General features: G+C 44.5%; 8 protein-coding genes and 1 tRNA gene. 5 read left to right on the plus strand and 4 right to left on the minus strand.

What is annotated here, in order from left to right; translation table 11 throughout:
* The 3 genes from IT393_06755 to IT393_06765 all read right to left on the minus strand — a co-directional run.
* Positions 1-1,865 (minus strand): histone-lysine N-methyltransferase (locus tag IT393_06755; protein ID MCC7202340.1); only part of this gene is annotated, 1,865 nt, incomplete at its 3' end.
* A gap of 57 nt (positions 1,866-1,922) precedes the next feature.
* Complete coding sequence (locus tag IT393_06760) at positions 1,923-2,684, minus strand: hypothetical protein (GenBank protein MCC7202341.1); 762 nt, start codon at positions 2,682-2,684, stop codon at positions 1,923-1,925.
* Positions 2,685-2,796: 112 nt separating this feature from the next.
* Positions 2,797-3,627: a formate dehydrogenase accessory protein FdhE gene (locus IT393_06765; protein ID MCC7202342.1), complete on the minus strand. Its 831-nt coding sequence runs from the start codon at positions 3,625-3,627 to the stop codon at positions 2,797-2,799.
* 57 nt (positions 3,628-3,684) lie between these two features.
* Here IT393_06765 and IT393_06770 point away from each other — a divergent pair, with 57 nt between their 5' ends.
* Positions 3,685-4,821 (plus strand): LptF/LptG family permease, encoded by a 1,137-nt coding sequence (locus tag IT393_06770; protein ID MCC7202343.1) that lies wholly within the window; start codon positions 3,685-3,687, stop codon positions 4,819-4,821.
* Positions 4,818-5,903, plus strand: a complete 1,086-nt coding sequence (lptG, locus tag IT393_06775) for an LPS export ABC transporter permease LptG (GenBank protein ID MCC7202344.1) — start codon at positions 4,818-4,820, stop codon at positions 5,901-5,903. The genes IT393_06770 and lptG overlap by 4 nt, the downstream gene beginning before the upstream one ends.
* Here the strand turns inward: lptG and IT393_06780 are convergent.
* Entirely contained in the window at positions 5,890-8,496 is a 2,607-nt protein-coding gene (locus tag IT393_06780; GenBank protein MCC7202345.1) for an EAL domain-containing protein, read from the minus strand. The two genes, lptG and IT393_06780, sit on opposite strands and share 14 nt — an antisense overlap.
* A 196-nt stretch (positions 8,497-8,692) precedes the next feature.
* On the opposite strand from IT393_06780, the gene IT393_06785 reads away from it, so the two are divergent.
* From IT393_06785 to IT393_06795, 3 genes are all read left to right on the plus strand, one after another.
* Positions 8,693-10,180, plus strand: coding sequence for a hypothetical protein (locus tag IT393_06785; protein MCC7202346.1), 1,488 nt, complete (start codon positions 8,693-8,695; stop codon positions 10,178-10,180).
* Positions 10,159-12,855, plus strand: a complete 2,697-nt coding sequence (locus IT393_06790; protein ID MCC7202347.1) for a VCBS repeat-containing protein — start codon at positions 10,159-10,161, stop codon at positions 12,853-12,855. The genes IT393_06785 and IT393_06790 overlap by 22 nt, the downstream gene beginning before the upstream one ends.
* Positions 12,856-12,936: 81 nt before the next feature.
* Positions 12,937-13,011: transfer RNA gene (locus tag IT393_06795), tRNA-Gly, on the plus strand.

Below are 13,011 nucleotides of genomic sequence, written 5' to 3' on the forward strand. Positions count from 1 at the left end.
ATTATCTCCCCTTCAACGCCGCCCTTTTCACCTGCTGATACAGTACCTGCCACCATTCGCCTGTCAATCTTCACTACATCTTCGAATTTCAGATCCACACCAAAAACTCCCTTTATTTCGCCCCTCTCATTGCGAACCGGACTTGAGATTGTAACACAAAGCAGATCAGTTACAAGAGATTTATAGAAATCGGTGACAAAAGTCTTTCCGCTCTTTACAGGTTCAATAAACCAGGGTCTGTTTGAGAAGTCCTGCCCCATGTCAAACTTCTCATATTTAGCCCTGTCAATCACCTGGGTAATGTTCCTGGTCAGGATCTTTCCCTGAAGGTCAACAACATAGGCAAACTGAATAAATGGATTCTCATCCACCAGTCTTTGCATCTTTGTCTCCATCCCTTCAGTATTCAGAACCCTGAAGGCCTCATCATCAACCAGTTCCTCCACAAGTGATGCGACAATCTCCTCTGCCCTCTTCTTCAGCCTGTCAAGGTCAGAACCAAAGTACTCCGGGAGATACTTCTTTGCCTGTGCAAACATCTCTTCTGATGATATCGTCGTGAGCCTTCCGGCCTCATACTGCTCCATAACCCATTTATATATCTTTTCTACGCCAGGATGCTTCTTGTCTACAGCCTGCCTGTCATCCATGCCCAGATGGCCGTTTACCCAGTATGCGATTCCGGCAATTCCGGACTTATCAGTAATCGTAATCCCCATCGGCCTCTTAAGCAGTTTAACGGTGTCAAATATATTATATATTTCCTCGTTCTTCAGCGCCCCGTCAGCATGGATACCGGCGCTCGTGTTATTAAAGTCTACACCCACAAAAGGATAATTTGCAGGTACCTGTACCCCAAGCTCTTTTCTGAAATATTCCGCCAGGTCAGTAATCATGGTCGTGTCCACCCCATTGGTATCGCCCCGTAATGCAATGTACTCCATGATCAGGGCCTCAACAGGCGTATTGCCAGTCCTCTCCCCGAAACCAAGCATCACACCATTAGCTGAACAACAGCCATACAACCATGCAGTGGTTGCATTTATCAGTGCCTTGTGAAAATCATTGTGTCCATGCCATTCAAGCTGTTGAGACGGGACACCGCCATAGTGGACAAGACCATAGATCAGCTCAGGTATTCCGCGGGGAGTTGATGCACCGATATAAGGAACTCCATAGCCCATGGTATCACAAGCCCTTATCTTTACCGGTATGCCGCTCTGCTCAGACAACTCCATCAGTTTCTGAACGAACGGGATTACAAAACCATAAAAATCCGCGCGTGTAATGTCTTCGAGATGACATCTTGGTACAATGCCTGATTCCAGAGACTTGCTCACAATATCAATATACTTATTTGCGGCATCTTTTCTGGTCATGCCAAGTTTGAGGAAGATATGATAATCAGAACATGAGGTAAGGATACCGGTTTCTTTAAGTCCGGCATCTTTTACTATCTGAAAATCCTCTTTAACCGCCCTTATCCATCCTGTTATCTCAGGATATTTATATCCCCTCTCCTGGCACTTCTCAACAGCCTCCCTGTCTTTCTTATTATACAGAAAGAATTCACACTGCCTTAACACGCCATTCGGTCCGCTGAGCCTGTGGAACATGTCATATATATCAACTATCTGCTTTACGCTGTATGGAGGCCGCGACTGCTGTCCGTCGCGAAAAGTCGTATCACTTATCCAGAATTCTTCCGGTGTATATTGAGGGACAATGCGGTGATTGAATGGTATCTTTGGCACCTCATTGTAGGGGAAGAATTCCCTGAATAAATTGGGTTCTTTGGCATCAACTATTTCATAATGGTAGGCTGACCTCGCAAGCAGATTTTTTTCTTTAACAAGACCTGACATATCGAAGTGATATTAACACATGGAAATATTTTATTGCAAGATTTTTGTATCTGCCTGCTACTTACTAACCTCTACTGTAACAACCCTCCCGCCGGTAATCCTTATTGATACATTATCTCCTGTCTTTATCATCCCGAACTGTATCAGCTGTCCCTCTTTGAATATGGGTATCCCCTTGTATATGACTAAAATCACACTGCCAAGCCTTGCATCATCAACAGTCATAACGGAAAGATCCAAATCAAGTTCTCTGACCATGCCGCGGATATCTCCATGTCCATACTGGTCGCCATGGTATATCTTTGAAAGGTCTAATTTACGGACTGGATTTCCATCAGCAGGCGGTGTGCCGGCGGTCTTAAAGACTACTTCACCACCTATTCCAGGACACGACTCAGCATCACCATCTCTTATTGTCAGATATAACATGGTCCATAACCTGTACTGGGTTCCAGGCTCAAACGGCGCCTCCGGTGTAATCATCTCCCCGTTATCCGTCCATGAAACACTCCCGCCGATACCCCACTCAGTGGTCAGGAGTGTTCCCATGCGATACCTGCCTCCTGCTATGTTTATTGATTCAAGGGCCGGCACCAGATCTCTCAAACCTTCCGAAAGTGTTTCCAGGGTCTTCTTATCCCACTCAATGATGACAGGTGCATCCAATGATACACCTTCAGAAAGATGCCTGGGTGTGGACGAGACCATTTTGAGCGGCGGCGGACAGGCAACCTTCGCAAATACAAGCTGTCCGGATGACAGGAGTATGTAAAATATACTGAACGTGAGAGTAACTGCTCTAAAATAAGAATGTTTCACCTGAAAATCTCCGTTCAAATCCCCCCCTCCCCCCCTTTACTAAAGGGGGGGAACTGATTTCCCCCTTTGAAAATGGGGACTAAGGGGGATTTTTATCTGCCTTGGCCTGGCATTATGAATGCTGGCACAAGGCCGTATATCCCCGCTGATCTGCCATAATGTCCAGATTCAGCGTAGCAACATCCTCTATATCCATGTCGAGGTCATCCGGTTTCTTCTTGTCACTGCGGCATCCAGTAAATACTGTCTTAAGGTAGGTCCGGCACTCCTCACAACTTACAGCACGCACACACTGGTCTCGCGCAGAATCCCCGACAATAAGGCCGAAACGCTCCGGCCTCGAATTGCCGCAGAATGGACAGCCGGTCATGGGGTACTGCCACCTGTATGTGCAAAAACAGCAGGAGAGCAACCGCTGCTCCGCTTTCTCATCCTCCGGCGTGTACACAATGGCCATAGCCGGTGGAGCCCCGCAGACAGGGCACCGCCCCTTAGCAGGGCTGTTGTCAACATTCAGTCTTGCCAAAGTATTTTCAAAAGACGGCTTGAGGATCCATTTGAGGACTGCGTTTTTGAATCTGTCATCCTTTGAGAGCCCTTCTCTTATGAACTCAAGCACAGCCTCTTCCGATGACCCGGCACATTCGATTATATTGCCACCCTGCCTGCCGGCTTCAAAAAGCCTGAATATTTTAATGGACATCCTGATGCTGTTATTAAAATCCAGATCCCCTAACCTGGTTGTATCCATGAGATATAAGACCTCCTGTTCTCCTTTTCCCGCTAACGCAGAGGGAGATTTAAACAGGAGCGACAGGTCATCAGGGGCAAATCCACTCCATATGTCAATAAGTCCCTTGTAAAACAGGACCATATCATGAATAAAGGGATAATGCCTTACCCTGTCATCAAGGTATGACTTGAATTTTGTATAGTCTTTCACTGTTTGCATTTTTCGTGTTTAGTAATAAAACAATTTATTGTATAGTAGAAAATCATTATGGTAAAGATCCTTGACAGATATATCCTCCGGGAGCTTTCAATTTCATTTATCCTGAGCCTCTCTGTATTATTGTCAGCATTCCTGATGCAGCAGGTAATAAAATTCTCCAGGATATCATCCGAGACCGGAATTAGTTTTCTACTCCTCGTGAAATTTTCGATCTTCATTATACCCCTTTTTTTAGTGCTTGCAATACCACTTTCCGTATTGATATCATCCCTACTAACCTTTAGCAGGCTATCTACAGATTTAGAGATAACGGCAATGAGATCAGGCGGGATAAGCGTCTACCGCATGCTTTTGCCAGTATTCATCTTCTCCATGATGGCCTTTATTATAGCATTATTTTCATCGTCTGTTCTCCAGCCGATGGGACACCGTTATATACGCATTCAATCATATAATACACTGAATGAACAGAAGAACCTGGGGCTGCAGGAGGGCGTCTTCAATAACCTCTTTAATCTGCTGTTTTATGTTAAGAAGATCACTTCCGGGGATACGTTAAACAATGTACTGATCTCAGACAAGACCTCAAGAGATTCAAAGATAATTACAGCAAAAAGGGGCAGGATGCTCAACGACCCCGAGACATCAAATCTATTTTTGATGCTTCAGGATGGTCACATCTACTTTGAGACTAACGACACATCAAAATATCAGATGGTGACTTTCTCTACATACTTCATGAGACTTGAGTCAGTTCAATCCATTGAAAGTGTGCGACTGATAAGGGAAAAATGGGGTCTGGGACTGGATGAACTGAAAGCGAAGATAAGGGAGAAGAAATTGCTGGGGAAGGAGCGGGATTACAGGCGTCTCTTAATGGAATACTATAAGAAGTTTTCTCTGCCTGCTGGCGCATTGGTCCTCGGACTTCTTGGATCACCTATAGGGATTATGACCAGGTTTTCAAGCCGGTTTGCCGGTTTTATACTGAGCATAGTTATTGTCTTCGGTTACTACATACTCGACAGTGGATTTGAGATACTGGCTGTTGAGGGTTACATACCTCCTGTAGTTGCAGCCTGGGCAACAGTACTTATATCTCTCATCCTTGCGATATTTATAATCATCCTGGTGTCTGCGGAAAAAGGATTGTCTCTATCTAACATATTTTCAAAGGGAAAATGAAGATAATTCAGAGATATATTGCATCAGAATTCATGAAATTATTCATTATGATTGCAGTGGCATTCACAGTGCTCTACATTCTCATAGACGTATTTGAGAACCTTGGAGATTTTACCAGGGTTCATGCAGACCTTATTACGATTTCGATCTTCTTTCTATGCCGTCTTCCGCAGGCAATATATTTCACGGTGCCACTTTCACTCCTCTTTGCATCTTTTCTGAACCTTGGACTCTTTACTAAATATAACGAACTTACAGCGCTTCGTTCAGGCGGATTGAGTATCCAGAATATTACTCTGCCTGTATTGGCCATAACACTTTCAGTATCTGCCGGCACTTTCCTCCTGAATAACTATATCATACCGGTCAGCAATAAAAAGGCAGAGGAGATCCGCATGATTATTGAGGCAAAACCACGTGAGATGTTTTTTAAAGAAGACAGTCTCTGGCTCAAGGCTGATGACTATACGATCTATAATGTTCGCTTTATTGACCCTGATAAAAAGATTATGGGGCGTATAAACATATACCACCTGACACCTGAATTTAATATCATGGAAAGCATAGCCGCAGAAAGGGCTGTCTCCGAGCGTGGTTACTGGTTTCTCAAGTCAGGGGTAAGGAGAAAGTTTGATCCTGATAACAGGAATGTCAATCTTGTTGAATTTGACACCCTTCCCATAGATTTCCCCTTCAAACTGGATGAGTTCAGGCATGTGATCGTCCAGGCATCTGAAACAGATTATTTCACCCTTAAGAAATATATTGATACGATAAAAAGAGAGGGTTATGAGGTTAAAAGACTTACAGTTGATCTCTATAGCAAGACCGCCTTCCCATTTTCAGGTTTTGTTTTATCCGTTTTTGGGATCATTTTTGGCTTTAACATCAAAAAACATGCCGGGATTGCCGGTGGAACAGGATTTTGTATTCTGACTGGCGTTATTTATTGGACTATATACTCATTGGCCATAAATATGGGATATGCAGGGCGAATAAACCCGGCGCTGGCGTCATGGATGACAAACCTGCTGTTCATCACAATTGGCGGCGCCATATATTTCAGGGCTATGAAACAATAGATCCGTTTTGAAGCCTCTTCCCTGAGCTTAGCATATTTGCAAACTCATCAAACGGCACCGGCCTGCTGAAATAAAATCCCTGGATCTCGTTGCATCCATGTTCAGTAAGAAAACTCAGTTCCTCTGCCCGCTCTACACCCTCTGCTACTGACCTGAGTCTCATTGTCTGTGCCATACCGAGGATTGTCTCTACTATGGCAGCGCCGTCATCATCAGCTGTTATATCCATTACAAAAGAGCGGTCTATCTTTAAGACATCGATTGGGAACCTTTTCAGATAACTCAGCGAGGAATAGCCTGTGCCAAAATCATCAATTGACAACCTGATGCCACGATCCTTTACTGCACAAAGTTTTTTGAGAAGTTTTTCCTCGTCTTTCATAAGTATACTCTCTGTAAGTTCCAACTCTACAAATGAAGGGTCAAGACCGCTTTCTTCCAATACGGCCTCAATTATTTCAAGAAGGTTGTCCTTTGCAAACTGTCTGGCAGAGAGATTTGACGAAACTATCAGATTGGTATACCCCATATCTATTAATTTTCTGATGTCGCTGCATGCTGTCCGGAGGACCCATTCACCAATTTTAAGGATTAGGCCTGTCTCCTCTGCAAGGGGAATAAATTCTACCGGCGATATCATTTTGCCGCCTCTTTGCCATCTTATCAGGGCTTCCATCCCGCAGACCTCACCAGTAGACAAATCAACCTTGGGCTGATAATGGAGAATAAATTCCTGCTGTTCCACGGCCTTTCGCAGGTCTGTTTCCATATTCAGCCGGTCTTTGGCCTTAACGTTCATATCTTTCGAAAAAAACTGATAGTTGTTTCCTCCATCTGCCTTGCAATGATACATTGCAGTATCAGCCTTCATCAATAAATGCTCAACACTGTCACCATCATAGGGAAATATTGAAATGCCTATGCTGGCGCCAATAAACAGCTCATTATCATGTATTTTCAAAGAAGAAGTGAAAAGATTCAGGATATTCTTTGCCACTGTTACAATATCAGTTGCGTCAGAGACATCATTTACCACGATAACAAACTCATCGCCGCTTAACCGCGCAACAGTATCATAATTTCGCACACTATATGAAAGTCTTTCAGCAACCTGCTGAAGCATTTTATCCCCAATGCTATGTCCAAGCGTGTCATTTATGACCTTAAACCTGTCAATATCAAGCAGCATAACCGCAAGCAGCATCTTTTTTCTCTTCTGGTATGATATGGCATGACTCAACCTGTCATTGAGGAGATTCCTGTTGGCCAGACCTGTCAGAGAATCATGTGTAGCCTGGTCCATCAACTGCTCCTCAAAAAGCTTCCGCTCTGTTATGTCATGGACTATGACACACAAAGCCTCCCTGTCATTGTATGAAAGGACGCTTGCGGATAATTCAGCATAGATTAGAGAACCATCCTTACGTCTTAACTTAAGATCCCTTTTCTCACCGACAATGCGCCCTATCTCAAGGTCTGCGGTCCCGGTATCCTCTGCAACAACATCAAACAGCGACATTTCAAGGATTTCATCATCACTGTAGTCAAGCAGTTTTTTAAATGCATCATTACCCTCAAGGATAACCTTGTCTGCATTATTTACTATTATAATGCCTTCAGTTGCATGCTCTATAACAGCCCTATATTTAGCCTCAGAATCATGTCCCTTACGCCGGGACATGACCAGCCTTTCAAACAATATATAGCTGATGGCAGTAAAAGCGAGCGCTGCAATGGCAAACCAGAGAATAAAATATGTTATTGTTCTGACACCTTGCTGGTATATATTTCTTGGTTCATCAACCTTTAAAAGGAGCACCCTTTTCCCGTAAATATCATTAATTGCAGAGTAACCGGCAATAATGTCAGTGTTGACTGAGGTTACCAGGAAAGGTGAAGAATTAGTAATCCCTGTCAGGGCAGTTTTAAAATCATCCGGGAGTTCCCTGCTATCAGTCCTTTGAAAATTAATGGAGAGCTTTGTCAGTCTGGAAAGCAGTTTAACTTCTTCTGAGTCAAGAAGACGCCCCATAATAAGAGCTCCCTGCACAGGTCCTGTATGATCATTTTGAATAATGGGCCTTGAAGATATCATTAAAATACCCTCTGGCAGCCGTAATAATCCGGTTACTTTACTGTTTGTATCTGAATGTCTTACCAACTGATTTTCAGGTGACAAATGCACTATTAAGCTATCCGGGACATTTCCTGAGACCTTTTCCAGGGAACCAGCCCATCTCTTGTAAACAACGTCCCCTTTACTGCTTACATAAACAATAAGATTAAGACCTAATGTAGACAATACAGAATCAGGAAGGTTATCGTTAATATATGCCCTGTTACCATCCTGTATAAACTTATAACTGTCATCCCACGCAGAATAGTCGGCGTTAACCGTATCTATGTGATTCACCTCGCCATTGAGGGCGTTCAAAACCTGTTCCAGATTCTTTTTTACATTCCCATTTTCGATCTGAAGGAAACTATTAAGCAGTATCAATCTCGAGGCAATCAGGATAGTCAGGATCAATGCAGCAAGAGAAATCCCAATTATAACAAGCAGTTTAGTACGATATCTGTTGAATATTTTCATTATATACTGTGGATATATCTCATACTGGTCTCTATAATGGCATTCTAATATCGTCTAATCTTGAGAGGATATTAATAGTTAGTCTCTATCCTCACGTCTTATTCATGATATTTCACATGGTTTCACATGGTTTCACAGTTGACTTTAGACAAACAGATTGATAATATAGGCCACAAAATCAAAGGGACCAACGCTTATGCGTCAATACATACTTGTCCTTTATCAGGGTTCTCACAATTCCAGCGCCATCCTCCTTGATAGCACCGCCAAAATAATAGCCCAGACAGATTGCAGTATAAAACCTAACATACATCGTTCAGGCTGGATTGAGTATAAGACGGACGAAATTCTGAAAAGCCAGTTAAATGCCATCAAGGGCCTTTTCAGGAAGATAGGCTCAAAAAGACAGCAAATATCAGCAGTTGGAATGTGCGGACAGCAGTCAACTATTGTTTTCTGGGACAAGGATACAGGAAAACCTGCATGTAATGCTATTGCCTTTAGCGATCCAAGGGGGGCAGACATCTGCAGGCAAAAGGTTGAGCGGAGGGATATGATACGGGAACGTACAGGCCTAAACCTGTCACCATATTATTCTGCTTCCAAGATAAAGTGGGCGCTTGAGAACATCAAGTCAGTACAGAAACTTGTGGAAAAAGGGCGCTTACTGATTGGAACTGTAAATACCTATCTGCTGTGGCATTTATCGAACAGGTCAGTCTACGCGATGGACCATGCAAGCGCTGCCCAGACACTCTTATGCAATATTTTCACCAGGACATGGGATAGGGAGCTGCTCGAACTGTTTGATCTGCCTTCTGAAATCTTTCCCAATGTAGTCCCCGCGTCTTCGTATACAGGTGATGCTGTCATAGAACGTCAAATAATCCCGATACACGCCTCCACGCCGGAAAAACAGGCATCCCTTCTTGGGCACGGTCTCTTTCAGGAGGGGGATGTAAACATTAATTATGGTGACGATGGCCTTGTGCTCGCAAACACAGGTAAAAAGATCTTCCTGCTGCCTGGACTCCTGACAACCATAGCCTGGTCAAATAATGAGGGCACCTCATATCTTCTTGAAGGTGTAATAAATTCAGCAGGGTCGTTCTTGTCCTGGCTTAAAAACAACCTTGGCCTCATTGGTCCCAAAGAGGATATAGAAAAGCTCTGCAAGGGCTCTGTAAACCGCCTCTTTATGCTTCCTTCATTAGAAGGACTCGGTTCACCTCATTGGGATAGCAACAGCTCGGCATGTATATATGGACTCAAATATCACTCAAAAAGGGAAGATATAGTCCGGGCGGCAGTCGAGTCAATAGCATTCCTTGTTAAGGATAATATAAATGTCATTCAGACCGACGGCCGTTTACAGATAAAAAGGATCTACGGAAGCGGGGCGCTCGCAGCAATACCCTCTCTTATGCAGTTTCAGTCAGACATACTGAGGATGCCTGTTTCAATTGCAAAGGAAGATATTAATTACACTGCGATGGGAACAGCCTTCCTGGCAGGGTTAAGCGCCAGGGTCTGGTCAGGTGTTGCCTCTGTTGAAAAAATCACCTCACCTGCCCTAAACAGGGTACTAAACCCTAAACTGAGCGACCAGGACGCAGTAAAATTATATGACCGCTGGCGGCTCACCTGCTACCACTCAAGAGAATGGTCAAGAAACTTTTCTTAGTATCTTTAGTCCTGCTTACACCTTATATCTCCTCAGGCTGTACATCATTCATCAACACTTACCGCTCCAATTTTTACCTTGGGCATTGGGAAAAACTTGCCAATAAACGTCAATATGACAAGGCAGAGGAAGCGATTGATAAGGCGATCAGGTATGACGCCAGGAATGTCAGGGCGTGGACCGCTTTGGGCGATGTCTATCTGAAAACTGAAGACTTCAGAGAAGCAAAGTATGCCTATGAAGAGGCTCTGAGGCTGGACAACAATGCATTCGGCGCATACTCTGGACTCATGGCTGTGAAACTTGAGGAAAACGGTTATTCGGACAATATCAAAAAAAAAGTAACCGATGACCTCGTGTCATTCGAAAACATGGATCGTCAAAACGCTGAAAGGCTGATGACCGTATTTAACATACTAAATTTCCTGCATGAGGATGATAAGGCAGCGGTTGTTGCAGAGGAGATTATAAAACTGTCTCCAGGAGATGAGATATCAAAATCTCTTTCAAACTATCTTTCTGAAGAAATAATAAGAGAAAAGGATGTTGAAAAACGCCTTAAGAAGTGTGAAATCTTTCTTGATGCATTCCCATTTGCAAAAGAGGCCGTTATGGTGAATTATATAAGGCTCGGCATTGTGCAAAAAGACCTGAAAGACAGGAACCTTCTGTTCAGACTTGGCGAGGAATGGATTCAGCGGGAACCTGAGAGCAGAAGGGCCAATTTTTCAGTAGGATACTGGTATACAGAAGAAGGGGTTGCTTTGGAACGTGCCGTCTCGTATATCATTAAGGCCATAGGACTCATAGACAACCCTGATCCGGCAGACAAACCCGAATTCTATCCTTACGCCGAATGGCTGAAAGACCTACAAAGGACGAAGGGAACCTATCTTTCTACATTAGGGCTTGCATATTCGAGGCTCGGCAGGACAGGACTGGCAGAGGAATCATACAGAAAGGCGGCCAGGTTTCTGTTATATGATGAAGACCTCTACATTCACCTTGGAACCCTCCTGCAAGAGGCAGGTAAAACAGGGGATGCAATCAATGCATATGTGCAGGCCCTAAAGTCCGGAGAAAGCACAGAGGCAGAAGAAAGGCTTATAAAGCTGCTAAATTCAAATACGGCATATGATATTGGTGCAGCGCCGGCCTTTATGGCCGGCAAGACACAATCATCTGAAGAGCTGCACAAATATTTTGCCCTTAAGGAGGGGGTTATCCCGTTCACAGATGTAACAACTGCAGCCGGTTTAGGCGGAGTCCATGCCAGGAGGATCGCATGGGGGGATTATGATAATGACGGCTTTGAGGACATCCTGCTGAATGGCTCTGCCCTTTTCAGGAATAATGGTGACGGAAGTTTCAGCAACGTAACAGTTGGGGCAGGGATCAGTCAAACAGACGGAGCAAATGGCGGTATATGGGGAGACATTGACAACGACGGTTTCCTCGACTTCTACACATTCGCAACAGGCAAAGAAAACACTGACAGGCTATGGAGAAATAATGGTGACAATACCTTTAGTGACATAACAGTTACTTCTTTTTCTGAGCCTGACTCCTACCCAACTGAAGGCGCTGCGTGGGGTGATTATGACAGTGACGGATTCATTGATCTCTACCTGGCAAACTACGAAAAACCGCTCAATGAGACGATTGAAAGGGGAAGATGCTATAGGGACCACCTGTATCACAACAACGGCTATCTGACATTTGATGAGGTCAGTGACACAACCGGAACAAGGTTGAGGGAGAATATGTGCGGCCGGGGGGTAAGCTGGGGTGATTATGATAATGACGGAGACTCAGACATATATGTCTCAAACTACAGGCTGGATCCTAATCTATTGTGGAACAATAATGGAGACGGGACGTTTACCAATCTTGCCGCTGTAAAGGGGGCAGAGGGTTATGAGACTGAGGGGGCTTACGGCCATACAATAGGGTCAGAGTGGTCTGATTATGATAATGATGGAGACCTTGATCTTTTTGTCTCCAATCTTGCCCATCCCCGGTACATAGGCTATTCAGACAAGAGCATGCTGCTTGAAAATCAGGGCCCGCCTGATTATAAATTTATAGACCGGTTCGCGAAAGCAGGGATAAGATTTGAAGAGACAGCAGCAGAGCCCTCTGTTGCAGACTATGACAATGACGGATTTCCCGACATATTCATAACATCAACTTACAAGGATAGGAAAAGTTATTTATACAAAGGAAAAGGGGACGGGACATTTACGGATATAACATGGCTGGCCGGGGTCAGGGTAGATGACGGATGGGGAAGTGCATTTGCCGACTATGATAATGACGGAGACTTAGACCTGGCAACAGGCGGCGGGGAAGGTTTGAGGCTCTTCAGAAATGACGGGAACGAAAACCACTGGCTCCATGTGCGGGTTGTTGGAAACGGGTCAAACCGTGCAGGAATAGGTGCAAGGGTAATAATTACACCATCTGAAAAGACGGCAGAACTACCACTATTCAGGATGCAGATCCGTGAGATAGGGGGAGGCAAAGGGAGCGGCTCCCAGCACTCTCTTCCGGCAGAGTTCGGGCTCGGCAGCTACAGCGGCATGCTGGATGTAGAAATACGGTTCCCTTCCGGCAAGGTCACCAGGACAAAAATGGTGGCGCCGGACCAGATTATTGTAGTAAATGAGAATTAGTGAGAATTGTGTTGACAGGATTCTGCCTGCTGATTGACACCACTATGCAGCCTGTGATATTTTATGCTTGTCCCTGTTAAAGCGGGTGTAGCTCAGTGGTAGAGTCCCAGCTTCCCAAGCTGGTTGTCGCGGGTTCAAATCCCGTCGCCCGCTCCA

It is taken from the genome of Nitrospirota bacterium, from assembly GCA_020851375.1.
Lineage (GTDB): Bacteria > Nitrospirota > 9FT-COMBO-42-15 > HDB-SIOI813 > HDB-SIOI813 > RBG-16-43-11.

What these genes read in the sequence shown, in the direction of transcription:
- IT393_06785 (MCC7202346.1), top strand. Translation starts at nt 8,693, where the DNA reads ATGCGTCAATACATACTTGTCCTTTATCAGGGTTCTCACAATTCCAGC.
- IT393_06780 (MCC7202345.1), bottom strand. Translation starts at nt 8,496, where the DNA reads ATGAAAATATTCAACAGATATCGTACTAAACTGCTTGTTATAATTGGG.
- IT393_06790 (MCC7202347.1), top strand. Translation starts at nt 10,159, where the DNA reads ATGGTCAAGAAACTTTTCTTAGTATCTTTAGTCCTGCTTACACCTTAT.
- lptG (MCC7202344.1), top strand. Translation starts at nt 4,818, where the DNA reads ATGAAGATAATTCAGAGATATATTGCATCAGAATTCATGAAATTATTC.
- IT393_06770 (MCC7202343.1), top strand. Translation starts at nt 3,685, where the DNA reads ATGGTAAAGATCCTTGACAGATATATCCTCCGGGAGCTTTCAATTTCA.